Source organism: Azorhizobium oxalatiphilum, assembly GCF_014635325.1.
Taxonomy (GTDB): Bacteria; Pseudomonadota; Alphaproteobacteria; order Rhizobiales; family Xanthobacteraceae; genus Azorhizobium; species Azorhizobium oxalatiphilum.
In genome coordinates, this window is the sequence record NZ_BMCT01000002.1 from 51104 (window position 1) to 77470 (window position 26367).

The following is a 26367-nucleotide window of genomic DNA, read 5'->3' on the forward strand; positions in this document are numbered from 1 at the left end:
CGCGGGATCAGTTGCCGCCGGTGGTGGCGGCGTTGAAGGCGCGGTTGAATTCGAGGCTGACGTCGATCTTGCGGGGCAGGTCGCCGGAGGCCACGAGCACGTCGGCAATGGCCTGCTCGCGGGCGATCACCGCATCGTCCAGCGGCCGGAAAGTGGCCTTCAGATAGACGGTGGAGATCTTTGCCCGCGCCGGGCTCTGCTTCACCTTCTCGGTGTAGATCTTCTCCACCGTGTCGAGATTGGCGGCATACCAGTCCCAGTGCCGGCGCACGCGGGCGAGGAAGTCCGCCAGCGCCTCGCTCTTGGCCCGATCGCGCACCACGTCGCCACGCGCGGTGAAGACGTTGAGGGCCGGGATGTCGAGCTGGTCGCTTGTGAGCAGCGGCTTGGCATCGCCGCGCTCCACGGCCTCCGCGACGGCGGCGAAATTGCCGGAATAGACATCCGCCCGCCCGGCATTGAAGGCGGCTGAAGTGGCCGACTGGTCGCCGAGCTGGATCGGCTGGATATCGGCGGGCTTGAGACCCGCCTTCTGCAGCGACAGCACATACTGGAGATAGTTGAAGCCGCCGAAATTATAGGCCCAGCGCTTGCCGCGCAGGTCCGCCAGCGTCTCGATCCTGGCATCCGTGCGGGTGACGGTGATGATGGGCGGATATTGGGCATCCGTCGCCCGCCAGCCGGCGACGATCTGGAGCGGCACGTTTTCGGCGGTCCAGGGCGTGCGCGCCTTGCCCTGCTCGATGATGAGCGAGGTGTCGCCCATGTGGCCCACATCGATGGCCTTGGAATAGAGCGCGGAGAGCTGCGCCGCCGGCCCCGGCAGGATCACCCATTCCACGTCATAGGGCGTGCCCTCCAGCACCTTCGAGGCGGCGACCGTCTCGGGCAGGGTGGTATCCTGAAAGCCGATCAGGAGCTTTACGCGCGACGTCTGCGCCTGTGCCGGGGCCAGGGCGGCGCCCGCGAGCAGCAGGCCGGAGAGGGCAAGGCCGAAGGTCCGGCGGGACAGAAGGGGACGGGTCAAGGACGGGCTCCGTGCAAATGGGCAGAAGACGGGAAGGGTGGGTTCAGCGTGGGTTCAGCCATGGCCCTCGGCGCTGCCGACGCCGAGTTCGGCCAGCAGCCGGGCGCGCAGCACACCGAAGGCGCGGTCACTGCGCTGGCGGGGACGGGGCAGGTCCACCGCCGTGTCGAAGGCGATGCCGCCGCCGGACAGCACGATCACCCGGTCCGAGAGCAGGATGGCCTCGTCCACGTCATGGGTGACGAGCAGCACGGCCGGCAGGTGCCGGCGCCAGAGCTGGGCGACCAGATCATGCATGCGGATGCGGGTGAGGGCGTCGAGCGCGGCGAAGGGCTCGTCCAGCAGCAGCAGGCTTGGCTCGCGGGCCAGCGCCCGGGCCAAAGCCACGCGCTGCGCCTCGCCGCCGGACAGGGTCTTGGGCCACGCATCCGCGTGACGCGAGAGGCCGACCTCTTCCAGCGCGGCGCCGGCAAGGCGGCGGGCTTCCGCATTCGGCCGGTGGCCGATCACCACATTCTGCCAGACCCGTTTCGCGGGCACGAGGCGCGGCTCCTGAAACACCACCGAGCGTGCTTCGGCCACCCGCACCGTGCCGCCGTCCGCGCGGTCGAGGCCGGCGAGGATGCGCAGCAGCGTGGTCTTGCCCGTGCCGGAGGGGCCGAGCAGGGAGACGAACTCGCCCCGCCGCAGCGTGAGGTCGATGCCGTCGAGCACGGCGCGTTCGCCGAACACCCGGCGCAGGCCGCCGAGTTCCACCGCCACCGGAGGCGGGGCCGCGCCGGAGGGGACGAGCCGGGGTGTTGCGGGAGACAGGGGGCTATGCAGGGACAAGGCTCGGCCTCCATGGCAGGCTGACATGCTCAATGACGCGCATGACGAGATCGATCACGATGCCGAGCAGCGCGTAGACGATGATGCCGGCGATGATGATGTCGGTGCGCTGGAACTGGTTGGCGTTCAGCAGGATGAAGCCAATGCCGGAGCGGGCGTTGATCTGCTCGGCGGCCACCAGCGCGAGCAGCGAGACGCCCGCCGCATAGCGCAGGCCCACGAGGATGGAGGGCAAAGCGGTCGGCACGATCACCCGCCAGGCGATCTCCAGCGGCGACAGGCCGAACACGCGCACCGCCTCGATGAGCTTCTGGTCAACGCCGCGCACGCCGGCATAGGTGTTGAGATAGACCGGGAAGATCGTCGCCGCGTAGATGAGCGTGATCTTGGCTTCCTCGCCGATGCCGAACCAGATGATGAACAGCGGGATCATGGCGATGAAGGGGATGGTGCGCAGCATCTGGAGGGGCGCATCCACCAGTTCCTCGCCCACCCGCCACAGGCCGGCGAACAGGCCGAGCGCCAGCCCCGTGAAGGCGCCGAACAGCAGCCCGACCAGCGAGCGGGCAAGCGAGGTGGGAATGGCGCTCTGCAATTCTCCGGTGCGGATCAGTTCCGCGAACGCCTCGATGATGACGGTGGGCGGCGGCAGGGCATCCGGCGAGACCCAGTTCCGATCGGCGGCCACCTGCCAAAGAGCGAGCAGGGCAAACGGCACGAGGGTGCGCGAGACCAGTTGCCGCGCCCGGGCGCGGCGGGCACGAGGCTCCGTGCCCGCCGTCCGGCCGCTGAGGTCCACCAGAACCGGCGGTGGAGCCTCGGCCAGTGGCGTGTCCGGCGTGTGCCGGTGGGTGGCCGTCATGGGCGCCTCCCTCAGGCCTTGAACGCCACGTCGGCCACCGACGTGAAGGCGCCGAACGGCGTCTGGTTGACGCCCTCGATCTGGTTCGAGACCACGCGGAAGAACTTCAGCTCCAGCAGGTTGACGGACGGCAGGTCACGCTGGGCGAGGATCTGCAACTGCTGGATCAGGGCGCGGCGCTTGTCCGGATCGCCCTCGATCAGGCTGGCCTCGATCAGCCGGTCCGCCTCCGCGGACTGGTAGCCCGAGATATTGCCGCCGGAAGTCGTCACCTTGGCCTTGGACCAGTAGCGGCGGAACACGCCGATCTGCGGGTCGGCGAAGGCGGCGGCGAAGGTGGAGGTGGTGTCGAAATCGCGCTCCTTGTAGAGCTTGCCGAAGAAGGTGGCGACGTCGAAATTCCGGATCTCCACCTGGATGCCGACCCGTTTCAGTGACTGCTGGATCAGCTGCGCCGCACGCACGAAATCCTGGCTGTAGGGGATCGGCAGATTGTCGATGCGCAGGCGGATGCCGTCCGCCCCGCGCTTCAGGCCGGCGGCATCGAGCAGCGCCTCGGCCTTCTTCGGGTCGAAGGGATATTGCTCGGTCTCGCCGGTATAGAAACGCTTCTGATAGCTGGGCACCGGGCCGGTGGCGGGGGTGGCGAAGCCGTAGAAACCGTTGCGGGCCAGAAGCTCGCGGTCAATGGCATGGGCGAACGCCTGCCGGACGCGGATGTCCTTGAAGGTGGGGCGGTCGAGATTGAACTCGAACGAATACATGGGCGCATTCGCCTCCCAGCCGGAGGTCTGGATGGCGTATCCGCCCGGACGCGCCGCCACCTTCTCCGCATCCAGCAGGGGGATGGCGGGTAGAGGCGCATACTGCACCTCGCCGGTCTCGAAGGCGGCGGCGCGGGCGCCGGCATCGGGAATGATGCGGAAGGTCAGTTCGTCCACGAACGGCCGGCTCTTGTCCCAGTAATCCGGATTGCGGGTGAGCTTGATGTGGCTGCCGCGCACCCATTCCTTGAAGATGAAGGGGCCGTTGCCCACCGGCTTCACGTTGAGCGGATTGGTGATGGCAGGCGCGCCTTCATAGAGATGGCGCGGCAGGATCTGCGTCTTGGCGCCGTCCAGCACCGACCAAAGCGCCTGGGAGGGATGGGAGAAGGTGAGCACCACCGTGTGCGCATCCGGCGTCCCGATATCGGTCAGCGTGGCATAGGTGGGGCCGGCGACGGGGCTGGTGGCCTTGATGGTCTCGATGGAGAACTTCACGTCCGCCGAAGTGAAGGGCTGGCCGTCGTGCCATTTGACGCCCTCGCGCAGCTTCAGGGTGACGACCTTGCCGTCCTGCGATTTGGTCCAGCTGGTGGCGAGCTGGGGCACCGGGTTGAGATCGGCGTCATAGGTGACGAGGCCGTCGAACAGATTCTGCGATACGACGATGGAGGGGTTGGCATGGTAGAGGCCGCCGATGAGCCCGGCCGGCTCCGGCACGAGGCTGACGGCGAGATGCCCGCCCTTGCGCCCCTCGGCGGCGAGCGCCCAGTCCCGGCTGTAGAGGGCGGCGGCCGGCAGGGCGGTGACGGCAGCGGCGGCTTTCAGGAAATCACGGCGGTTGGTCATTGGGATCTCTGTCTGGGGCAGATGCGATCCGCCCCGGCATGCAGCCAAGGGGCGGATCGCCAACGGATGTCTGATCAGGCGGCGGGATAGGTGGCGAAGGACACGCTGCCGTCGCGGGCCAACTGGTCGAGCAGGCCGATTTCCCACGCCAGATAGTCGCGGAAGGCCTGATGGCGGTCGCTGTCCACCTGATAGGGCGAGCGCCACACGTCATCGGTGGGATGGTGGAGCCGGGTGTCGCCCGTCTCCAGCGGCAGGCCGGCAGCGCGCCACGCGGCAGTGCCGCCGGCAAGAACGCGTACGTGACGCTTGGACGCCCTGGTCAGCCCTTCGGCGGCAAAGCGGGCAAGGGTCGCGTCCGGCGACGTGAGGATGATCTGACCGGCGGGCAGGTTCTCCGCCTGCCGTACAAGGCGGGCGCGAATGGCGAAGCGGGCGCCGGGCACGTGGCCGGCGCGATAGGCCAGGCTGGTGTCGAGATCGAACAGCACCGCCTCACCCGCCGCCAGCAGGCGCTCCAGCTCGTGCGGGGAAACGCTCTCCACCTCGGGCACGGGCGCGGCGAGCGGAGGCCGTTCGGGGCCCTGCTCCAGTGTGGCCTGGGCGAGGTCCAGGGCGAGGACATAGACTTCGCGCCAGCCGAGCTGCACCAGCCAGGAGGCGGTGATGGCGGCACGCACGCCGTCCGCATCGTCCACCAGCACGATGCGGCTGTTACGGGTGCCGACCCAGCGGTCCACGGCCTGCACCAGCTGGCCGCCTTCCGCCCACAGGGCGCCGGGTAGGTGGCCGGCTTCATATTCGGCCCGGGTGCGGACGTCATAGACATAGAGGGAACGGCTATCCCGCTCGCTCCGGAAGGTGGCGAGCGTCTGCGCATCGATGTGCCGGATGCCGAAGCGCTTCGTCAGGACGGCAACGGAACCGCGTGCCTTCTCGCGCGCTTCCGCCGACGGCTCGGGCGGACGGGCGGGGCGGCCCTCGTCGAGCTTGTAGCCTTCGAACAGCCACGCCATGGTGCCGTTCTCCAGCGCCGCCACCTTGTTCGGCACGCCGGCATTGATCAGCGCCTGTGCGCCGATGATGGAACGCGTGCGGCCGGCGCAATTGACCACCACCAGCGTCTCCGGCGACTTCACCACCTCGTGGATGCGATAAGGCAGTTCCGCATTGGGCACGGCGTGGGCGCCGGGGATGGAGAAGTTCTCGAACTCCTGCAGCGTGCGGCCGTCGAGCACCACGATGTCCTCGCCGGCATCGAGGCGCTGCTTCACCTCGCGGGCAGAGAGGTGCGGCGTGTTGTATGCATGCTCAACGAACTCGCCGAATGCCTTCGAGAGCACGTTCGAGCCGGTGTAGGTCTCGAAGCCGGCCACGCGCCACGTGTCGATGCCGCCATCGAGCAGCGAGACGTCGGGATAGCCGAGCTTGCGCAGCTTGAGGGCGGCGCGGAAGGCCTGATCATCGGTGGCGTCGTCATAGATCACGAGGCGGGTCGCCTGACGCGGCACGAGCGTGGCGATGCGCAGCTCGATGAGGCTCAGCGGCAGCGGCACGGACTGAAGGATGTGCCCGTCGCGGGAGCGAACGCCCTCGTCGCGCACATCCAGGATTGCGATCTCACCGCTGCCCGCAATGGCGTCACGCAGCTGGGCGGCCGTGAGCAGGGGGAAGGGAGCGACGGGGGCGAGGACGTTGGGAAGCACGGTGGTCATGGCGTTCTCCTGCGGCCGGATAGGGGGCGGCATCAGGCCCTTCGCGGCGGCTCTGGCGCGGCGGAACTGGCCTTCGGAGAACCATAGGACTGAATCAGTTTTTATGTCTATCGATTTAGTATAAAATAATCGGAGACGAGAAAGCCGGTTCCTGTGGTCCCGTCGTGGGCACGCGCAGGCAAGCACCATCACGCGATGACCTCGTCAGGGGTCTCGCGTGATGGCTCTGGCTGTCATGACACGTGAACCCGCGGTCTCAGGCGACGGCGCGGCTGCCCGTGTGGCTCTGCTTGAGACGGGCAGTGCCGCCAAATCTGGTGCGCAAGGCAAGCTCCGTATCGTCTGCCCCGAGCAGGCGGCGGCGCAGGAGTTCCGGCACCACGTGGCCCGCGAAATCGGCGAGGGCATCCGGAGGCAGGGCCAAGGCGAAGCCGTCCACGTCTGCGTCCTCTATCCACCCTTCCAGATGATCGGCAACCCGCGCGGGCGAGGCGTTGGCGGGGAGGGATGCCAGGATGGCGAGAGCGGAGATGTCCTGCGGGGCGCGTCCGAAGGACGGTGCCTGCGTGCGGATGTCCCGCACCTGCGTGGCCACATCCACCGGCGAGTCGCCGGCCACCAGCACCGCCTCCGCATGGCGGGCGGCGAAGCGCCGACCCTCGGGCGAGGCGCCGGCATGGAGGAGCAAAGGCGTGCGCTGGGGGGAGGGCTCGGTGAGATGCACGGTTTCCAGATCGAAATGGGCCCCGTGATGGGAGATGCTGTGCACCTTCGTGGCATCTGCGAACACCCCGCTGGCCCGATCCCGCACCACCGATCCGTCCTCCCACGAATCCTGCCAGAGCCGGTAGGCGACGTGCAGGAATTCGTCGGCCCGGTCGTAATCCGCCGCTCGGGCGAGACCGGAACCCTGCCCGCGTGCTTCCGCCTCGGTATCCGCATGGCCGGCGACGATGCTCCAGCCGATGCGCCCGTCCGTCAGATGGTCGAGGGTCGAGAGGCGGCGAGCGAGCACGGCCGGGATCTCAAGCGCTGTGCTGGCGGTGACGGCGAAGCCGAGATGCCGCGTGACGTGGGCCATGGCCGTCACCAGCATGAACGGATCGAGACGGGGGACCGGAGCACCGCCCTCGCTGGACGGCGTGCTCTGATGGTCGGCGAGGATCAGCGCATCGAACCGCCCCCGTTCCAGCGTGCTGGCAAGTCTGGCCCATGTGGCAAGGTCGAGATAGGCGCCGGCCTGCGCGGGCGGAAGCAGGGGACTGGCGCTGACGAGGGCGGTCAGGCGAAAAGGCTGGGTCATCGGGAGGGATCCGCTCTGGATGGCGTTCGGGCAGGGGCGGGCTGGCGTCTTCAGCCGGCCGCACGCTGCAAGGGCTCGGCCGACAGCGGCCGGTGGCGGCTGCCGGGATGGGTGTCGCGCAGCCGGGCATGGCCCGCGCCGTAGAGCTTTTCCCGCAGGGTGCCGGGCGCGTAATCCTGCTTGAACCGGCCCCGCCGTTGCAGCTCGGGCACCACATGGGTGCCGAAATCACGGAAGCCACCGGGGGTGATGGCATAGGACAGGTTGAGCCCATCCACATCGGTGGCCTCGACCCACGCCTCGATCTGGTCCGCCACCTGCGCCGGTGAGCCCACGAACACCGGGCCGCGCCCGCCGATGGCATTGTGCTCGGCCAGTTCGCGCACGGTCCAGACGCGGTTGGGATCGGCGATGGAGAAGGCTTCAAGGGCAGAGACGAGCCCCTGCGAGCCGCTGTCGAAGGTGATGGGGGCGTCGAGATCCCATTTGGAGAAATCGATGCCCGTCCAGCCGGAGAACAGGATCAGCGCGGCCTCCGGATTGATGTAGCGCCGATAGTCCGCAAGCCTGGCGCGGGCTTCTTCCTCGGTGGCGCCCACGATGGTGGTGGCCATGGAGAAGAATTTCAGGTCGCGCGGATCGCGCCCGGCCGCAGCCGCCCGGCGGCGGGTGTCGGCAACCACCGGACCGATCACCTCCGGCGTCGGCCCGCTCACGAAGATGCACTCGGCATGGCTGGCGGCGAAGGCCCGCCCGCGACTGGAAGCGCCCGCCTGGAACAGCACGGGTGTACGCTGGGGCGAGGGCTCCGACAGATGGGGGGCATCAAGCTGGAAATGCGGGCCGTCCTTCACGACGGCACGGACCTTGGCCGGGTCCGCATAGGCTTCGGCCGTGCCGGCGGGCTGCACCGCATCGTCATCCCAGCTTGCTTCCCAGAGGGCGTAGACGGCCTCCAGATAGTCTTCCGCTATGGCATAGCGCTCGTCGTGCGGAGTGAGGCTTTTCTGCCCCACGGCCCTGGCACCCGAGACAGTGTGGCCGGTGACGATATTCCAGCCGATGCGCCCCTTCGTCAGGTGGTCCAGCGTGCTCATGCGCCGCGCGAACGGGTGGGGCGGCTCATAGAGGGCATTGCTTGTGATGCCGAAGCCGAGATGCTCCGTCACCAGCGCCATGGCCGACACGATCACCATGGGATCGAGCTTGGGGATCTGCGCCCCCACGCGCAGCGCCGCATGATAGGAGCCGCCATAGACCTCGCTGGACGCCATGCTGTCGGCGATGAAGAGCGCATCGAACTTCCCCGCCTCCAGATCCTGCGCGAGGTCCGTCCAGTAGGCGAGGGAGGTGAAATCCAGCGAGCGGTCCTCGGGATGCCGCCAGAGGCCGGGCGAATGATGCACCGGGGAAGCCATGGCGAAGGCATTGACGCGGATTTCCTTGGACATCGGCAGGTCTCGTTCAACGAAAAGGGTGCGCCTGCGGCGCTTGGGGCGGCGGCGGGAGGTCGAGGGAAACAGCCTGTCTGGAGTCTGTCAATTTTTATCTTGATAAAATCGATAGACAATATTTTATGGAGTCATCCCGGACGGCTTGCACGCTTGCGCCGTCGCCCCAGCCCGGAATGGCTATGAATCAAATCCTCCATGACCAGCTGCTCAATGATGCAGCAGTCCCAAGCGCGTCCTCCTCCAAGCTTCAGGCGTTGATCGCGCTGATCGCGGAAGGGTCGGCGGAGCGCGAGGCATCCCGCACGCTGCCGTTCGAGCTGATCGGGCTCATCCGGCAGGCCCGTCTCGGCGCCCTGACGATTCCCGCCGAGGCGGGTGGCGGCGGCGCGTCCTTCCGCGCGTTGTTCGAGGTGGTCATCCGCCTTGGCGCGGCGGATGCCAATGTGGCGCATATCCTGCGCAACCATTTCGTTTTCGTGGAGCGCTATGCGCGCCGGCCGCGCGATGCCCAGCAGCGCCTCTGGCAGCAGGCGGTGCTCGATGGCGCCATCGTCGGTCTTGCCAATAACGAGCCGGCGGCGCCGGTGGTGGGCGCATCGCCGCTGGACACGGTGCTGCGGCCCGATGGCGACGGCTTTCGGATCACGGGCCGCAAATTCTACAGCACGGGCACCCTGTTCTCCGATCTGGTGCTGGTGCGCGTGTCATCCGAGGATGGGCGTCCGGCATCGGCCATAATCCCGCTGGACCGGGCGGGAATTGAGCTTGTGGATGACTGGGATGGCGTGGGGCAGCGCCTGACCGGCAGCGGCACGACCCTCCTCACGGACGTGCGCGTCGAGGCGGCCGAGGTGGTCTACGACACGCCGACGCAGGGCTATGGCCTGCCTTATTCCAGCACGCTGCCGCAGCTCTATCTCACCGCCGTCAATGCCGGCATCCTGCGCGCGGTTCTTGCGGATGCGACGGCCCTCGTGCGGCGGCGTGAACGCAGCTTCTTCTTCGCGCCCGCGCCGGTGCCGACCGATGATCCCATCCTGCAGCAGGTGATCGGCGAGATCTCCAGCGCCGCCTTCGTCGCCGAGGTCGCGGTCCTGTCCGCCGCCGAGGCGCAGGATGCGGCCGAGGCGCTGCGGCTTGCCGGCCAGCCCGACCTTGAGGCCACGCACCAGGGCGCCATACGCGCCGCCAAGGCGAAGGTGGTGGTGGATGATCTGGTCATCCGCTCAGGCTCGCAGCTGTTCGATGTGGGCGGTGCCTCGGCGGCGCTGAAGACGCATAATCTCGACCGCCACTGGCGCAATGCCCGTACGCTCTCCTCGCATAACCCGCGCCTCTACAAGGCGCGCGCCATCGGCCAGCTGGAGCTCAACGGCACGGCACTGCCGTCCACGAGCTTCTTCTGATCGTAGGATCACTTTCGCCCGGCAGGGCCCGTATGTCCTGCCTTTGCTCTCGGCCCGGGGCCCCAGCCCGAGGCAGGAGTTATCTTATGTCCGTTTCCGGAGTTGCCCTGCCGGATGCGCGCGTCCTGCGCTATCTCGGCGTGCGCGTCCTGCAGGTGATCCCCACGATCCTCGCGATCGTGGTGCTGAACTTCTTCTTTCTCCGTCTCGCGCCAGGCGATCTGGCGGAGGTGATCGCGGGTGAGGCCGGCTCGGCCTCGCCGGAATACATGGCGATTCTGCGCCAGCAATTCGGGCTCGACCAGAGCATCTGGGTCCAGTTCACGAAGTATCTGACCGAGCTGGCGCAGCTCAATCTTGGCTATTCCTTCCGCAACTCCCTGCCGGTGCTCGACCTCATCGTCTCGCGGGCACCGAACACAGCCCTGCTGATGCTCTCCAGCCTGCTGATCGCGGTGGTCCTCGGCGTGCTGTTCGGCGCCATCAGCGCGCAATGGCGCGGGAAATGGCCGGATGGCGTCATCTCCGCCTTGTCCACGGTGGGCTTCGCCACACCGCTGTTCTGGGTCGGGCTGATGCTGATCGTGCTGTTCTCGGTGGAACTGCGCTGGCTGCCGGCCGGCGGCATGCAGGATCTGGAGCACAGCTACACCGGCTTCGCCCATATGCTGGATGTGGCCCGGCACATGGTGCTGCCGGTGTTCAGCCTCGCCTTCTTCTACATCGCCATCTACACGCGGCTCACCCGCTCGGCCATGCTGGAGGTGCAGGAGCTGGACTTCGTGCGCACCGCGCGGGCGAAGGGGCTGAACCCGCTGCCCGTCACCTTGCGCCATGTGCTGCGCAACGCGCTGCTGCCCATCGTCACCATGACCGGCCTTCAGCTCGGTGCGCTGCTTTCCGGTTCGGTGGTGATCGAGACCGTGTTCGCCTGGCCCGGCATGGGGCGGCTCGCTTTCGACGCCGTGTTCCAGCGCGACATCAACCTCCTGCTGGGGGTGCTGTTCTTCTCCTCCTTCCTCGTGATCGTGTCGAACCTCGTGACCGATCTTGTCTACGCCCTCCTCGACCCGAGGATCGACATCCGATGACCTTCGAAACCCTGTCCGCCCGCTTCGCTCCCGCGCGCGCCGTCCGCCGTCCGCGCCGGGTGCGGACCTCCTCCTTCTCCTATCGTTTCTGGCGCAGCCGCACCGCGCTCATCGGCACGGCGGGCCTCCTGCTGGTGGTGCTGGGCGCCATCTTTGCCGGCCGCATCTTCGAGGCCGACCCGCTGGACATGGTGGCGCGGCCCTTCATCTGGCCCTTCACCGATGCCGCCCATCCGCTCGGCACCGATATGCTCGGCCGCGACATCCTCACGGGCCTCGTGCATGCGGGGCGCGTCTCACTGGCGGTGGGCTTTTCCGCCGCCGCGCTCGCCGTGATGCTCGGGGTCGTGTTCGGCGCCGTGTCGGGCTATTTCGGCGGCTGGGCCGATCAGATCCTGACGCGGGTGACGGAAGTCTTCCAGACCATGCCGCCGCTGGTGTTCGCGGTGGTGGTGGTCGCCATCCTCACCCCATCCGTCGGTTCCATCGTGCTCGGCATCGCGGTGACGTCCTGGCCGCAGATCGCGCGGCTGGTGCGGGCCGAGACGCTCCGCCTGCGCGATGCCGAATATGTGCAGGCGGCGCGGGTGATGGGCATGGGGCACACGCGCATCATCCTCACCCACATCCTGCCCAATGCCATCTCGCCGGTGGTGGTGGCGGGCTCGATCCTCGTGGCCTCGGCCATCCTCACCGAGGCGGCGCTGTCCTTCCTCGGTCTGGGGGATCCCAACCTCATCTCGTGGGGCAGCATGATCGGGGCCGGGCGCGAGGTGCTGCGCACCGCCTGGTACATGACTGCGCTGCCTGGGCTCGCCATCTCCTTCACCGTCATGGCGCTGAACCTGCTCGGCAACGGGCTCAACGACGTGCTCAATCCGCGGGTGTCGCTGTCATGACCGCGCATGCGTCACCGGCGGTGCTCGATGTCGCCGATCTCACCGTGCGGTTCCGCACGCCCACAGGCCTGCTCACCGCTGTGGACCAGCTCTCCTTCAGCGTGTCCGCCGGCGAGACGCTGGCCATCGTCGGCGAGAGCGGCTGCGGAAAGTCCGTGACCGCCATGGCGCTGCTGCGCCTCCTGCGCTCGCCCCCGGCCGAGATCGGCGGACGTCATGTCCTGTTCGAGGGGCAGGACCTGCTGCGGCTGCGGGAACGCGCGCTGCGCAACATCCGCGGCAACCGCATCGCCATGATCTTCCAGGATCCGCTCTCGGCGCTGAACCCGGTGCTGACTGTGGGCGACCAGATCATCGAGACGCTCAAGCGGCACACCGGCCTGCGCGGCGCGGCAGCGCATCGGCGGGCGGTCGAACTGCTGGACCTCGTGCGCATTCCCGAGCCCGCGCGGAGGGCGAGTGACTATCCGCACCGCTTCTCCGGCGGCATGCGCCAGCGCGCCATGATCGCCATCGCGCTCGCCGCCAGTCCGGCGGTGCTGATCGCGGACGAGCCCACCACCGCGCTCGACGTGACCGTGCAGGCGCAGATTCTGAAGCTGCTGAATTCGCTCCAGCGCGAGCTGGGCATGGCGCTGATCCTCATCAGCCATGACCTCGGCGTGGTGGCGGAGACGGCGGACCGCGTGCTGGTGATGTATGCCGGGCGCAAGGTGGAAGAGCGCTCCGTGCTCGACCTGTTCGCCGGGCCGCTGCACCCCTATACGCGTGCCCTGATGCGCGCCCGGCCCCGGCCGGAGGAACTGCGCGAGTTCCTCGACGAGATACCGGGCATCGTGCCTTCGCTGGCCGATCTGCCCCCCGGCTGCGCCTTCGCGCCCCGCTGTTCGGTGGCTTACGAGGCGTGCAGCGCCACCCGTCCGGCCCTGCTGCCCTCGGGCGACGGTGGCGCCGTCGCCTGCATCCGCGCCCCTCTCGCCGCCGGAGGCGTCGTCGCATGAGCAACGTTCTCGAAATCAACGATCTGGTCGTGTCCTATCGCACGGCGCGCGGCCACCTCACCGCCGTGGACGGCATCTCCCTGCATCTGGCGCCCGGCGAGACGCTGGGGCTGGTGGGCGAGAGCGGCTGCGGAAAATCCTCCCTCGGCAAGGCCATTGTGCAATTGGTGGAGCCGTCCGCCGGCAGCATCAGGGTGGAGGGGCATGACCTCAGCACCCGTTCGCGCGCCGAGCGGCGGGCGCTGCGGCCGAAGATCCAGATGGTGTTTCAGGATCCCATGGGCGCGCTCGACCCGCGCCAGCAGGCGGGCACCATTCTCGAGACACCGCTCAAGCTGCACGGCCTGCGCGATGCCGCCGCACGGCGGGCGCGGGTGGCAACGCTGATGGAGCAGGTGGGGTTGCGACCGGAATTCATCGACCGGCTGCCGCACGAATTCTCCGGCGGCCAGCGCCAGCGGCTCGGCATCGCCCGCGCACTGGCGCTCAATCCCAGCGTCATCGTCTGCGACGAGCCGGTGTCCGCCCTCGATGTATCGTTGCAGGCGCAGGTGCTGAACCTGCTGCGGCGGGTGCAGCAGGCGCAGAAGGTGAGCTATCTGTTCATCAGCCACGATCTCTCGGTGGTGGAGCATATCGCCGATCGTGTGGCCATCATGTATCTGGGCAAGATCGTGGAGGTGGCGCCGCGCAGCGCGCTGTGGCGGACGCCGGCCCACCCCTATACGCGCGCGCTCATCGAGGCGCTGCCGCGCACCGATCCCGCCCGCCACCGCATTGCCGACAAGCAGGTGATCGGCGGCGACCTGCCGAGCCCCTACAACCCGCCCGCCGGCTGCCGCCTGCACACGCGATGTCCGCTGGCCTTCGCCCGCTGCGCGGTGGAGGAGCCGAAGCTCGCCACCATCGGTGACGGTCATTCGGTCGCCTGTCATCTGCACGATGCCGCGGTGGCCAAGGCCGCCTGATCCGCTGCTCACGGCACGCGCGTGAGCGGCCGGCAGCGGCCCTTTCAATCCCGATGCGCCCGCCGGAGCGCCTCCCGCCAGTGCGGGAGCGTGGCGCGGTTGCGCGCCTCGACGGCCCGGCGCGCGCGCGGGCCATCGTCCGAAATCCCCCCCGAAATCCCCCCAGGAGACAACAAGTTATGTGGAAGGTTCTGGTTGCAGCGCTGGCCGTGGTGGCCGGCGCGAGCGTGTCGTCGGCCGTGCCGGCGGTCGCGCAGGAGACGAAGGTCCCCGTGAAGGGTGGAACGCTTGTGGTGGCGCTGGAGCCGGAGCCCTCGCGGCTCTATCTCTCCTCGCAGACGGCGGTGATCGTGCAGTCGCAGATCTACGAGAACCTCGTCACCCTGTCGAAGGACTACAAGCCGCTCCCGCGCCTCGCGGAGAGCTGGGAGATTTCGGCCGACGGCAAGACCATCACCTTCCATCTGCGCAAGGGGGTGAAGTGGCATGACGGCAAGCCCTTCACCTCCGCGGATGTCGCCTTCTCCATCCTCGAGCTGAACAAGAAGTTCCATTCGCGCGGCCTGAGCAATTTCGGCACCGTGGAGGCCATCGACACGCCGGACGAGAACACGGCGGTGTTCCGCCTCTCGGCGCCCTCGCTGGCCATTTGGTCTGCCTTCGGCGCCGATAATGCCACGATCGTGCCCAAGCACCTGTGGGAGGGCAAGGATCCATTCACCAACGAGTGGATCAACAAGCCCATCGGCACCGGGCCGTTCGTGTTCAAGGAATGGGTGCGCGGCGACCACATCACGCTGGAGCGCAATCCCGATTATTGGGATGCGGGCAAGCCCTATCTCGACCGCGTGCTGTTCCGTGTGATCCCCGATGCCGGTGCCCGCGCGGCGGGGCTGGAGACCGGGCAGGTGCATTATGTGCCGGTGACGCCGGTGCCGCTGTCGGATGTGGAGCGGCTGAAAAAGCTGCCGAACATCGACATCGTCACCGATGGATTCGGCACCTTCGCACCCATGTATTTCTTCGACTTCAATCTGGAGAACCCGATCTTCAAGGACATCCGCGTCCGGCAGGCCTTTGCCCACGCCATCAACAAGCAGGCGCTGGCGGATGTGGCCTGGTATGGCTTCGCCAAGCCCGCGACCACGCCGGTGCCGAGTGACCAGAAGCAGTTCCACGCCAACGACACGCAGCAATATGCCTATGATCCGGCCAAGGCCGAGCGCCTGCTGGACGAGGCCGGCTACAAGCGCGGCAAGGATGGCGTGCGCTTCAAGGTCACGCATTTGCCGGTGGCCTATGGCGAGGATTTCCGTCGCTCGGCGGAGTTCATCCGCCAGCAGCTGAAGCGGGTGGGCATCGAGCTGGAGATCGTCAATTACGATCTGGCGGGCTGGCTGCGCACCGTGTTCGCCGAGCGCAAGTTCGACACCATGACCGCGTACTACGCCGCCAATGCCGACCCGCAGATCGGCGTGCACCGCCGCTTCTGGAGCAAGACCTTCAATCGCGCCAGCTGGACCAACGCTTCAGGCTACCAGAACCCGGAGATCGACAAGCTTATCGAGGCGAGCCACGTGGAGGGCGACCCCAAGAAGCGCGCCGAACTGATCCGCGAGGTACAGCGTGTGGCCCAGCGGGATCTGCCGTCCATCACCTTGCTGGAGGTGAGCCTGTTCGGGGTGAAGGTGAAGAAGCTGCACGGCCTCGATCCCAACCCTGATGGGCTCTACGGCTCCTATGGGAGTGCATGGCTGGAGAAGTAGGCGCCGAAGACGGAAGGGGCGCCTCAATGCGCCCCTTTCTCTCATCCGTGCTGAACGCACGGAAGTGTCGCCATCGGGGCTGTGCTGCGGTCCCAAGCCGGGTGGATCACGCCTCGGACAGTGGAGCCCAGCGGGCGAGGGCTTCCGGGAGACCGACTTCGCGCCAGGGCAGACGGCGCTCCTGCGCGGGTGCCTGATCGATCCAGGCGGGGTAGGATACGGCCACGGTGTCGTCTTGCCGGTGCCGGATCATCTGCCGGGCGCCAAACTGCGGAAAGGCAGGGATATCCGCAGTCTCCAGCAGACGCTGGAAGCAGCAATCCGCAGCGCCGAGCCGCTCTTCCCACTCAAGGGCGGAACGGGTGAGGAAGAGCGCTTTCAGCTCGTCGACGAGCTGGATCTGGGGCAGGGGATCATCATGCCGGGCGACCAGATCGGCACGCCCGATGGCCGCGCAGAAATTGCCCCAGAACGCCGGCTCCAGCGCACCGAGCGCGATGAAGCCGCCGCAGGCCGCGCGATAGATGTTGTAGCCGGCGGCACCCCCGTCGATGGAGCCTTCGCCACGGGCCGCCGGCGGGGCGATGGAGGCTTCCGCCAGATCCGCCGCCTGCCATGACAGCATCACGTCGGTCATGGCAATGTCGATGAAGCAGCCCTGTCCCGTCCGCTCGCGGCGCAGCAGGGCGGCAGCGATGGACAGGGCCGCCTGCTGACCGCTGGCATAATCCGAGATGGGCAGCCGGCCGCTGACCGGACGGTCTGCCGTGCCCAGCCGGGCGAGGCCGCCGCCGGCCGCCATGTAGCCGATGTCATGCCCGGCGGCGCGGGCGAGGGGGCCGTTCTGGCCGTAGCCGGACAGGGCGCAGTGGATCAGGCGGGGATTGAGCCGCGCGAGATCGTCCCGTCCCAGCCCCAGCCGCGCCAAGACGCCGGGCCGGAAGGATTCCAGCAGCACGTCGGCTGCCGCGACCAGTGCCTGCGCATGTGCCTGCCCTTCGGCCGATTTCAGGTCTGCAAGAACGATGCGCTTGCCGTCATTGAGTGCGGCGTAGGCGGCCGAAACCCCATCCGCCCGTGCCGCGCCGAGATGGCGCATGGGGTCGCCGGCGGGCGGCTCGATCTTCACCACGTCGGCGCCGAGGTCGGCCAGCTGCAATGCTGCGAAGGGCGCCGGGATGTATTGTCCCAGCTCCACCACGCGGATGCCCTTGAGAAGGTCTGCCGGCATGCCGGGTCCGCTCCCTTTTCGTACGGATGTGTGCGGGGTTGGCCCTGGCAGACATGGCAAAATGAGCCCCGCCGACCTGCGCCGGCGGGGATCGTCCGGTCAGGCGACGCGCAGGACCGCCTTGCCGAACACGGTGCGGTCGATCATGTCCTGAAGCGAGGTGGGCAGCTCCTCCAGCGGGCGCAGAGAGGAGATCTGCGGCTTCAGGCTGCCGTCCGCCACGAGGTCGAGCAGGGCCACGAGGTCGCCGCGGGTCCAGCAGTTGGAGCCGACCACGCTGATCTCGAACGACCAGATGAAGCGGATGTCGGTCTTCGGATCATAGCCGTTGGTGGCGCCGCAGGTGAGCATACGGCCGCCGCGCTTCACGCAGCGCAGTGCCCGCGCCCAGTCGTCGCCGCCCACGAAGTTCACCACCACGTCGGCGCCGCCGCCCTCGTCGAACACACGCGGCTTGCCCCACAGCGCCTGCGTGGACTTCACGAAATCCTCTTCGGCCACGTTGATCACGTGATCGACGCCGATGGCGCGCAACTGCTCGGCCTTGGCGGCGGAGGAGGTGGCGGCGGCCACTTCCGCACCCGCCAGCTTGGCCAGCTGCACGGAACACACGCCCACGCCGCCGGTGGCGCCGAGCACCAGCACCTTCTCGCCCGCCAGCACCTTGCCGCGCTCGCGGATCATGCGATAGGCGGTGCCATAGGCGATGGGCAGCGCGGCGGCGTCCTCGAAGGACACCGCATCCGGCACCCGCACCAGATTGGTGACTGGCACGGTGACATATTCGCAGGCGCCGCCGCGCACGGTCTCGCCGAACACGCCCTTCCCGCGAATGAGCGGGTCGATCAGCACGCGGGTGCCGACGGCGAATTCACCGGCATCCGTGCCGGGGCCGAAGCCGGCCACCTCGCCGGAGATGTCGCCGCCGGGGATCATGGGCAGCGGGGTGTTGATGCCGGGGATCTTGGCGAGGATCATCGGATCGAAGCCGTTGAGCGCCACCGCCCGCACGCGCACCAGCGCCTCGCCGGCTGCCGGCTCGGGCGCGGGAATGTCGGCCACCTTCAGGTTGGAAACGGGGCCATGTTCTTCGAAGATGACGGCTTTCATATCGGTCCATCTCAGGTGTTCGGGCTCTGGTGCGGCCCTTTGGGAAAAAGCGGACCAGCGCGCCGGCCCGCCGTGCTTGAGCAAAGTACTGGAGCGGATTTTCGTGCCTCACGCGGCGCCGAGATAGGCCTTGCGCACCTGCGGGTCGGAGGCCAGATCGCGCGCGGTGCCGGAGACGGCCACGCGGCCATGCTGGAGCACATAGGCGCGGTCCGCCAGTTCCAGCGCCATGCGGGCGTTCTGCTCCACCAGCAGGATGGTGATGCCCTGCGCCTTCCAGCTCTGCAGCACCTCGTAGACCTGATCCACGAAGCGGGGCGACAGGCCCATGGAGGGCTCGTCGATGCACACCAGCGTCGGCTTGCGCAGCCAGGCGCGGGCCAGCGCCAGCATCTGCTGCTCGCCGCCGGACATGGTGCCCGCCAACTGCGCGCGCCGCTCCTTCAGGCGCGGGAAGGCGTCATAGACGCGCTCCAGATCGCCGGCCAGCTCGCGCGCCTCGCGTCGGCGCGGATAGGCGCCGAGCAGCAGGTTCTCGTAGACCGACATCTCCGGGAACACCCGCCGCCCTTCCGGCACGCTGGCCACGCCCCGCGCGATGATGGCGTCGGGCCGCTGGCCATTCACAGGAGCGCCGTCCAGCGTGATGGTGCCCTTGGTGGGGCGCACGAGGCCGAGCACGGACTTGATGGTGGTGGACTTGCCGGAGGCGTTGCCGCCGAGCACGGCCACCACCTCGCGCGCGCCCACCGTCAGGCTGACGCCGAACAGGGCCTGCACGGCGCCGTAATGCACGTCGATGGCGTCGATGACGATGCGGGGTTGGGTCTCAGCCATGGTGTGCGTCCTGGAAATTGGAGCCCGCGCGCGGGCGGCCGAGATAGGCTTCCACCACTTCCGGATGGTCGAGCGCGTGATCAGGCGTGTCCTCGATCAGCACCTTGCCCTGATTGAGCACCACCACCCGGTCGGCGATCCGCCGCACGAGGGAGAGCTTATGCTCGATGACGAGGATGCCCATGTGGGGATGGCTCCGGCGCAGGTCGAGGATGAGCTGGGTCAGTTCCTCGGTCTCGGTCGGGTTCATGCCGGCGCTGGGTTCGTCGAGCAGCAGATAGCGCGGCTCGGCGGCGAGCAGGCGGGCGATCTCCAGTCGCCGCCGGTTGGCGTAGGACAGGCCGAGGGCCGGCTGGTCGCGGCGCGGCCACAGCCGGTCGCCGAACAGCTTCAGGGCGGTCTCGGCCGCTGCCTCCTGCGCCGCTACCCGGCGGCGCCAGAAGGGCAGACCCAGCAAGGCGCCGAGGCTTTCCGTCACCGGGTCCAGCAGGCGGCCCGAGGCGGTCGCGATGAGGCGCGGCTGCACGCCCACCAGCACGCTGTCCCACACCGAGAGGGCGGGGAAGACGCGCGAGGTCTGGAAGCTGCGGCCGACGCCGAGCCGCGCGATGCGGTCCGGCGGCAGGCGGTCGGTGCGTACGCCGTCCACATGGATGGTCCCGCTGTCCGCCTTGTCCACGCCGCTGATGAGCTGCACGAGGGTGGACTTTCCGGCGCCGTTGGGGCCGACGATGGCGACGGTCTCCCCGCGCGCCAGCTTGAGGCTGGCCCCATCGACGGCGCGCAGGCCGCCGAAGATGCGCGAGACGTTGTCGACGATAATGCCTTCGCCGGCCATCAGCGTGCTCCCAGCAGGCCCTGCGGGCGCACGCGCAGCGCGACCAGCAGCAGCAGTCCGTAGATGATCATCCGCCATTCCTCGAAACCGCGGAGGAACTCGGGCAGGATGGCAAGGGCAAAGCCGGTGAGGACCGCGCCGCTGAGATTGCCGAGCCCGCCCAGCACCGCCATGGTGAGGATGAGGATGGAGGTCTCCACCGTGAAGCTCTCCGGGCTCACCACCTGCTGCACATAGGCGAACAGGCCGCCCGCCAGCCCGGCCAGCGCGCCGGAGATGGCGAAAGCGAGCAGGATGTAGCGCCGCACCGGCAGGCCGGAAGCCTGCGCCGCCAGCCGGTCCTCGCGGATCGCCCGCCAGGTGCGGCCGATGGGCGAGGAGACGTAGCGCTCGGCGATCACCACAGCGATGACCACGAGGCCCAGCACCAGCCAGTATTTCTGGCCCGTGGTGGCGAAGCGCAGGCCGCCGAGCACCTCCAGCACCGGGTGGGGAATGTTGAGAATGCCCATGGGGCCGCGCGTCACCGACACCCAGTTCAGGAACACGAGGAATCCGATCTGGCCGATGGCCAGCGTGCCGAGCGCCGCCGTGTGGCCGCTGAGCTTCAGCAGCGGGATGGCGGCGATGAGCGCCACCAGCGCGGTCAGGACCACGGCGGCCAGAAGCGTGACATCGGCGGAGAGCCCATAGGGCCGCGCGAGCACCGCCACCGCATAGGCGCCCACCCCGAAGAAGGCCGCATGGCCGATGGAGAGGATGCCCGCTGCGCCGGATACGAGGCTCACGCTCACCGCCAGCAGCGCGAAGATGAAGCCGTAGATCAGCGCCTGCAGCACATAGGTGCTGGAGACGAGGAGCGGCACGAGCGCGAAGGCCGCGCCCACCACGAGGAAGCCCCATGCGGGCAGATAATAGGCTCGCGTCGCGGAGAGCTGGCTGGAGGCGGAGGCGAGCAGGCTGGTGGTCGGCATGGCGCCGGCCGCCGCCCCCGAGCCGCCAAGCGCGTTGAGCTTGCCGCCGCCGAGCAGGCCGTTGGGGCGCACCAGAAGCATGAGCAGCAGCAGGCTGAAGGCGATGGCGTCGCGATAGCTGTCGCCCACATAGGCGCTGGCCAGCGTCTCGCCGATGCCGAGCAGCAGGCCGCCCACCACAGCGCCGGGAATGCGGGCGAGGCCGCCGAGCAGGGCTGCGGCAAAACCCTTCAGGCCGAAGGGAATGCCCATCTGCGGGAAGACGCTCTGGAAATAGAGCGCCACGAGGATGCCCGAGAGCGCACCCAGCGCACCGGCGAGGCCGAAGGCGATCTGGCGCATGACGTCGGTGCGGATGCCGAGCTGGGCCGCCGCCGCCGGATCCTGCGCGGTGGCGCGCAGCGCGCGGCCGGTCCACGTGTAGGACACGAACAAGGTGAGGGCGATGGTGGCCGCCGCGCCGAAGCCGAAGATCACCAGGTCGGTGACGGTGATGTAGGCGTTGCCGATAAAGAAGGTGGTGCTGGAGATGGAGGCCGGGAAGGGCTGGCTTTCCGGCGACCAGATGATCTCCGCCGACTGGTCGATGATGGTGCTGATCGCCAGCGTGGACAGGAACGGCGCGATATAGGGCGCGCCCATCAGCGGGCGCAGCGCGATGCGCTCCAGCAGCAGGCCGAGGATGGCGACGATCACCACCGAGACGATGGCGGCCGGGATGAGCGGCAGGCCGAACCATGCGATGGCGGAATAGGCGATGAAAGCGCCCAGCATGAACAGCGCGCCCTGCGCGAAGTTGATGATGTTGGCGACGCCGAAGACCAGACTGAAGCCGAGGGCGATCAGCGCATACACCTGGCCGATGGCCAGACCGTTCAGGATCTGGCTGAGAAACAGCTCCATGGGATGGGCAGCCTTGAATGGGCACTGGGGCCGGAACGCGAAAGGGAAAAGGACGCCGCCCCCGATGACCGGAACAGGCGGCGTCCGCGTCTAGGCCGGGTCTCAGTAGAGGACGTAGGCGCCGCTCTTGATGACGATGAAGGTGCTCTTCTTCTCCACCTCGCGGTTCTCGTCATACTTGGTCACGCCGGTCAGGCCTTCGTAGGCCGGCGCGGTGGCGATGGCGTCGCGGACGTTCTCGCCGGTCAGCGGCTTGCCGGACTTCAGCATGGCCTTCACGCCGTTCACCGCGACCGCGACGGAGTCATAGGCGAGCGCCGAGTACTGGTCGGGCAGGCGATTGTACTTGGCCTTGTAGGCGTCCACGTAGGACTTCACTTTCGGGTTGTCGGCGAAGAACATGGTGTAGAGCAGCACGCCCTCGGCATCCTTGCCGGCCAGCTCCAGGAACTTCGGGTTGCTGAGCGGGTCCGGCGCGCCGATGGGGGTGGTGACGCCGGCCTGCCGCAGCTGCTGCACGAAGGCGGAGGCTTCCTGATAGTGAACGGGCAGGAAGATCACGTCCGGGTTCAGCGACTTGATCTTGCTGACCAGCGGGCGGAAGTCGCGGGAATTGGGGGCGATGGGCTCGACCAGAACCACTTCGCCGCCGCGCTTCTCGATTGCCGCCTTGGTGGTGTTGGCGGTCACGAGGCCCCAGTCGTCCTGGAAATAGGGGATGGCGATGCGCTTGCCCTTGAGCTTGTCGAGCACGATCTCGGCGTGCAGCGGGGCCAGCTGATCCTGCCGCACGTTCTGGCGGAAGGTGTAGGGGCTGAACTTGGGCCAGTCCGGATGGGAGGACGAGGGGCTGATCTGCGGGATCTTGGCTTCGGTCAGGATCGGGGCGGCGGCCAGCGAGGCGGTGGTGCTGAAGGAGCCGATGACGGCCACGAGGCCGGGCGTGTTCGCGAACTTCTGCGCGATGCTGGCGGCTTCCTTGGGCGAGTTGCGGTCGTCCTCGAACACCACTTCCAGCTTGCGGCCGTCGATGCCGCCCGCCGCGTTGACCTGATCCTCATAGAGCTGCACCGACTCGCGGAAGCGCTCGCCGAAATTGGCGACATTGCCGGTCAGGGGCGCGAAGAAGCCGATCTTGATGGGATCGGCCGCATAAGCGGTGGCGCCTGTCAGAGCAAGGCCCAGCGAAAGAGCGACGCCTGCAGCGGCGCGGCGGATGGTCATTTTGAACTCCGTAGCATAGTAAGTTGATAGACATTATTGGATGCTTTGCTATCATGTCAATCAACGCGATTGTGAATTGCGTCAATTCCCGCTCCTGACGGTGGGAATTAGCATGGGACAAGCGGGAAACACGTTGATGGCAAACAATCTCTCCGACGTCCTGCGTGGCGGAAAGTCCGGGGATCTGGCTCTGATCGAGGCCACGGACGCGGGCGTGCGGACGTTCACCTATGGCGAGCTGAACGACCAGGTGAACGCGCTGGGGCGCGGTTTTCGGGCGCGTTTCGGCGGCGCGCCGTTCAAGGTCGCGGTGCTGGCGCGCAACAGCGCGGACTATGTGGTGATCTATTTCGCCGCCATGCGTGCCGGCGGCACGGTGGTGCCCTTCAACTGGCGGGCCAGCGACGAGGCCATCGACTTCTTCCTGCGCGACGCCGGCATCGATCTGGTGCTGACCGACGATGCCGAGCGCCACGGCCGGCGCGACGGCGCCATCCTGATCGGCAGCTCAGCTTGGGCGGCATTGCAGGACCCCGGCCCGCTGGAGCCGGCCGAAGTCTCCGACACGGACATCGCCCAGATCCTCTACACCTCCGGTTCCACCGGAACGCCCAAGGGCGTGCCGCTCTCTCATGCCGGCCAGTACTGGGCGGTGGAGGAGGGCGCGAAGCTGATCACCGATCCCGCCTCCTACCGGGTGCTGGTGGCCGCGCCGCTGTTCCACATGAATGCGCTCTTCAACATCAAGCGCACCTTCTTCACCGGCGGCAGCGTCGTGGTGCTGCCGGGCTTCACGCCGGCCGGCTTCGCCCGTGCCGTGGACATCTTCCGCTGCGACTGGGTGTCCGGCGTGCCGACCATGATCGCCATGCTCGCCCGCCATCTGGGGGACGCCGTGCCCCGCGCCTTCGCCGGCGTGCGCTTCCTGTTCATCGGCTCCGCGCCCTATGGCGACAACCTCGTCGCCGAGGCCCGGCGCCTGTTCCCTAATGCCGAGATCGCCAATTTCTATGGCACCACGGAGGCCGGCCCCACGGTCTATGGCCGCCATCCCGACGGGCGTCCGTCCCCCGCACTGTCCTGCGGCTATCCGCTGTTCCCCGAGAACCTGCGCCTCGTCGGCGCCGACGGGGCGCTGGTGACGGGGGAGGGCGAGGGCACGCTGCACATGCGCACGCCCGCCACCATGCCCGGCTATCTGAACCGTCCGGAGACCAATGCCGCCGTTCTGCGCGACGGCTGGTACGACAGCCGCGACATCATCCGGCAGGATGCGGACGGCTTCCATTATTTCGTCGGCCGCGCCGACGACATGTTCATCTCCGGCGGCCACAACATCTACCCCGCCGAGGTGGAGCGGGTGCTGGAGCAGCATCCGGTGATCGAGCAGGCGGTGGTGGTGCCGGTGCCGGACGATCTCAAGCACGAGGTGCCGGCGGCCTTCGTGGTCACGCGCGGCGGCGTCCCGCTGGACGAGGCGGCGGTGAAGGCCTGGTTCGTGGAGCAGGCGGACCCCTATCTGCACCCCCGCCACATCTTCGCCGTGCCGGAGATCCCGCTGGCGCAGACCAACAAGATTGACCGTTCGCGCCTCAAGGCGGAAGCTGCGGACCGCACCGGGCGCAACAAGGCGGCGTGAGGCAGGCGATGACGAACACGCTCTCCATTCTTGAACGGCGGCGCATCGAGGCCGAGATCATCAAGCCGATCTATGACGAACTCGTCGCACGCTTCGGCGCCGACGAGGCCAAGGCGGTGATCGGCACGGCGGTGCGGGAGAACTCGATCCGGCAGGCGGCCTCCTTCCGCACCGAGCTGGGCGAGAATTCGGGCCTTGAGGGTTTTTACTCGACCCTGCATCTGTGGACCATGAACGGGGCGCTGGAGATCGAGGTCAAGGACCAGTCCGCCACCGCCCTCGATTATGACGTGAAGCGCTGCCAGTATGCGGAGATGTATCGCGACATGGGGCTGGCGGAGATCGGCCACCTGCTCTCGTGCCAGCGCGATGCCGTGTTCTGCAAGGGCATCGATCCGCGCATCGAGATGGAGCGGACGCAGACCATCATGGGCGGCGCGGACCATTGCGATTTCCGCTACCGCCTCGCGGACGCCCCGCCCGCCGAATAAGGCGCGGTCCAAGGCGTGCCCGGCGGAAAGCCGGGCACGCCTTTCTGATGCTCAGGCGCTCACCCGCCATGCGGCATCGCGGTCCTTGGTGAAGGCGGAGGTGACGCCCTGCGGCGCCGCCCGCTGGACCGGCAGATGTGGCAGCACCATCTCGGCGAAGCGATAGGCCTCTTCCAGCAGCGGCATGCCGGAGGCGATCAGCACCTCGATGCCGGCATCGCGGTAATCGTTGATCCGCTTCACCACCTGCTGCGGGCTGCCCACCAGCGCGGTGCCCGGCCCGTGCCGCACCAGCCCGATGCCCGACCACAGATTGGGGGCGATCTCCAGCTCGCGCAGATCCTTCGGCTTGCGCCCGCCATGCAGGGCCGACATGCGCTGCTGGCCCACGGAATCGATACCGGCCACGTAGGCCTGCGCGCCGGCGACGGCATCCTCGTCCATGTGGTCGTAGAGATCTTGCGCCGCTGCCCATGCGGCCTCTTCTGTCTCGCGCACCACCACATAGAGGCGGATGCCGAAGCGGATGGCATCCGCGCGCTCGTGCTTCGCGGCGAGCGCCCGCACCTCGCGCACCTTGATTTCCGCCTGTTCCGGCGTCTCGCCCCACGAGAGGTAGGTGTCGATGTGCTTGGCGGCCACCTCGTGCGCGGCGGGCGAGGAGCCGCCGAACCAGAGCGGCACCTTGGCCTGCGTCGGGGGCAGCGGCAGGCCCGCCTCCACCACATGGATGAAGCGGCCCTTGAACGTCACCGTCTCGCCCCGCAGCAGGCCGCGCAGCACGGTGAGGAATTCATCCGTATAGGCATAGCGGTCGTCATGGCTGAGGTGCACGCCATTTTGCGCCATCAGCTTGGCATCGCCGTTGACGATGTTCACCCGCAGCCGGCCGTTGGAGAACTGGTCGAAGGTGGTGATCATCTTCGCCAGCAGGGTGGGGGAGATCAGCGGCGGATGGGCCGCGATCAGGTGCTGGAACTGGTCCGTATAGGGGATCAGCGCCGCGCCCTGAATCCAGGCGTCGTGCGAGCCGGTGGCGAGCAGCGCGCCGGTGAATCCCAGATGATCCACCGCGCGGGCGATCTGCTGGAAATAGGCGTAATTGAGCGGGCGCGCGCCATCCTTGCGCCAGGGGTAGCGGCCATCGGGGCCGGTCAGATACCAGAGCACGTCCATGGTGTGTT

The 26367-nt window shown here is 67.9% G+C and carries 22 protein-coding genes; 8 read left to right on the forward strand and 14 right to left on the reverse strand.

The window, feature by feature from the left end:
• Positions 1–7 precede the first annotated feature (7 nt).
• The 7 genes from IEW24_RS08755 to IEW24_RS08785 form a co-directional block, all read right to left on the reverse strand.
• Complete coding sequence (locus tag IEW24_RS08755; protein ID WP_210324167.1) at positions 8–1027, reverse strand: ABC transporter substrate-binding protein; 1020 nt, start codon at positions 1025–1027, stop codon at positions 8–10.
• Between the two features lie 54 nt (positions 1028–1081).
• Positions 1082–1789 carry an ABC transporter ATP-binding protein gene (locus tag IEW24_RS08760; RefSeq protein ID WP_244644319.1) on the reverse strand — a complete coding sequence of 236 codons (708 nt, stop codon included), beginning with the start codon at positions 1787–1789 and terminating at the stop codon, positions 1082–1084.
• Positions 1790–1844: 55 nt separating this feature from the next.
• Complete coding sequence (locus IEW24_RS08765; RefSeq protein ID WP_188577575.1) at positions 1845–2720, reverse strand: ABC transporter permease; 876 nt, start codon at positions 2718–2720, stop codon at positions 1845–1847.
• A gap of 11 nt (positions 2721–2731) precedes the next feature.
• Positions 2732–4333, reverse strand: a complete 1602-nt coding sequence (locus IEW24_RS08770) for an ABC transporter substrate-binding protein (RefSeq protein WP_188577577.1) — start codon at positions 4331–4333, stop codon at positions 2732–2734.
• A 74-nt stretch (positions 4334–4407) separates the two neighbouring features.
• Entirely contained in the window at positions 4408–6048 is a 1641-nt protein-coding gene (locus IEW24_RS08775) for a rhodanese-like domain-containing protein (protein WP_188577581.1), read from the reverse strand.
• 256 nt (positions 6049–6304) lie between these two features.
• On the reverse strand, positions 6305–7351 hold the full coding sequence (locus tag IEW24_RS08780) for an NtaA/DmoA family FMN-dependent monooxygenase (protein WP_188577583.1): 1047 nt from the start codon (positions 7349–7351) through the stop codon (positions 6305–6307).
• A 50-nt stretch (positions 7352–7401) separates the two neighbouring features.
• Positions 7402–8802 (reverse strand): LLM class flavin-dependent oxidoreductase, encoded by a 1401-nt coding sequence (locus IEW24_RS08785; protein ID WP_188577585.1) that lies wholly within the window; start codon positions 8800–8802, stop codon positions 7402–7404.
• 182 nt (positions 8803–8984) lie between these two features.
• Here IEW24_RS08785 and IEW24_RS08790 point away from each other — a divergent pair, with 182 nt between their 5' ends.
• The 6 genes from IEW24_RS08790 (at position 8985) to IEW24_RS08815 (ending at position 15936) form a co-directional block, all read left to right on the forward strand.
• The gene (locus IEW24_RS08790) at positions 8985–10211 is read left to right on the forward strand and encodes an acyl-CoA dehydrogenase family protein (RefSeq protein WP_188577587.1); all 1227 of its coding nucleotides are present in this window, start codon (positions 8985–8987) and stop codon (positions 10209–10211) included.
• Between the two features lie 86 nt (positions 10212–10297).
• Positions 10298–11302, forward strand: a complete 1005-nt coding sequence (locus IEW24_RS08795; RefSeq protein WP_188577589.1) for an ABC transporter permease — start codon at positions 10298–10300, stop codon at positions 11300–11302.
• Positions 11299–12201 (forward strand): ABC transporter permease, encoded by a 903-nt coding sequence (locus IEW24_RS08800; RefSeq protein WP_188577591.1) that lies wholly within the window; start codon positions 11299–11301, stop codon positions 12199–12201. The genes IEW24_RS08795 and IEW24_RS08800 overlap by 4 nt, the downstream gene beginning before the upstream one ends.
• Positions 12198–13202, forward strand: a complete 1005-nt coding sequence (locus IEW24_RS08805) for an ABC transporter ATP-binding protein (RefSeq protein ID WP_188577594.1) — start codon at positions 12198–12200, stop codon at positions 13200–13202. Before IEW24_RS08800 ends, IEW24_RS08805 begins: the two co-directional genes overlap by 4 nt.
• Positions 13199–14170: an ABC transporter ATP-binding protein gene (locus tag IEW24_RS08810; RefSeq protein ID WP_188577596.1), complete on the forward strand. Its 972-nt coding sequence runs from the start codon at positions 13199–13201 to the stop codon at positions 14168–14170. The genes IEW24_RS08805 and IEW24_RS08810 overlap by 4 nt, the downstream gene beginning before the upstream one ends.
• Positions 14171–14349: 179 nt before the next feature.
• Positions 14350–15936, forward strand: a complete 1587-nt coding sequence (locus IEW24_RS08815; RefSeq protein ID WP_188577597.1) for an ABC transporter substrate-binding protein — start codon at positions 14350–14352, stop codon at positions 15934–15936.
• A 106-nt stretch (positions 15937–16042) separates the two neighbouring features.
• Here IEW24_RS08815 and IEW24_RS08820 read toward each other — a convergent pair whose 3' ends face one another.
• From IEW24_RS08820 to IEW24_RS08845, 6 genes are all read right to left on the reverse strand, one after another.
• On the reverse strand, positions 16043–17167 hold the full coding sequence (locus IEW24_RS08820) for a CaiB/BaiF CoA transferase family protein (protein ID WP_188577599.1): 1125 nt from the start codon (positions 17165–17167) through the stop codon (positions 16043–16045).
• Between the two features lie 99 nt (positions 17168–17266).
• Positions 17267–18277, reverse strand: coding sequence for a zinc-binding dehydrogenase (locus tag IEW24_RS08825; RefSeq protein ID WP_188577600.1), 1011 nt, complete (start codon positions 18275–18277; stop codon positions 17267–17269).
• A gap of 108 nt (positions 18278–18385) precedes the next feature.
• Positions 18386–19114 carry an ABC transporter ATP-binding protein gene (locus IEW24_RS08830; RefSeq protein WP_188577603.1) on the reverse strand — a complete coding sequence of 243 codons (729 nt, stop codon included), beginning with the start codon at positions 19112–19114 and terminating at the stop codon, positions 18386–18388.
• Positions 19107–19952, reverse strand: a complete 846-nt coding sequence (locus IEW24_RS08835; RefSeq protein ID WP_188577605.1) for an ABC transporter ATP-binding protein — start codon at positions 19950–19952, stop codon at positions 19107–19109. The genes IEW24_RS08830 and IEW24_RS08835 overlap by 8 nt, the downstream gene beginning before the upstream one ends.
• Positions 19952–21829 carry an ABC transporter permease gene (locus tag IEW24_RS08840; RefSeq protein ID WP_188577607.1) on the reverse strand — a complete coding sequence of 626 codons (1878 nt, stop codon included), beginning with the start codon at positions 21827–21829 and terminating at the stop codon, positions 19952–19954. Before IEW24_RS08840 ends, IEW24_RS08835 begins: the two co-directional genes overlap by 1 nt.
• Before the next feature lie 102 nt (positions 21830–21931).
• Positions 21932–23053, reverse strand: a complete 1122-nt coding sequence (locus tag IEW24_RS08845) for an ABC transporter substrate-binding protein (RefSeq protein ID WP_188577609.1) — start codon at positions 23051–23053, stop codon at positions 21932–21934.
• Between the two features lie 136 nt (positions 23054–23189).
• On the opposite strand from IEW24_RS08845, the gene IEW24_RS08850 reads away from it, so the two are divergent.
• Positions 23190–24692 carry a class I adenylate-forming enzyme family protein gene (locus IEW24_RS08850; RefSeq protein ID WP_188577611.1) on the forward strand — a complete coding sequence of 501 codons (1503 nt, stop codon included), beginning with the start codon at positions 23190–23192 and terminating at the stop codon, positions 24690–24692.
• 8 nt (positions 24693–24700) lie between these two features.
• Entirely contained in the window at positions 24701–25183 is a 483-nt protein-coding gene (locus IEW24_RS08855; protein ID WP_188577614.1) for an L-2-amino-thiazoline-4-carboxylic acid hydrolase, read from the forward strand.
• A 51-nt stretch (positions 25184–25234) separates the two neighbouring features.
• On the opposite strand, the gene IEW24_RS08860 is transcribed toward IEW24_RS08855, so the two are convergent.
• Positions 25235–26359, reverse strand: a complete 1125-nt coding sequence (locus tag IEW24_RS08860) for an LLM class flavin-dependent oxidoreductase (protein WP_188577616.1) — start codon at positions 26357–26359, stop codon at positions 25235–25237.
• Positions 26360–26367 lie beyond the last annotated feature (8 nt).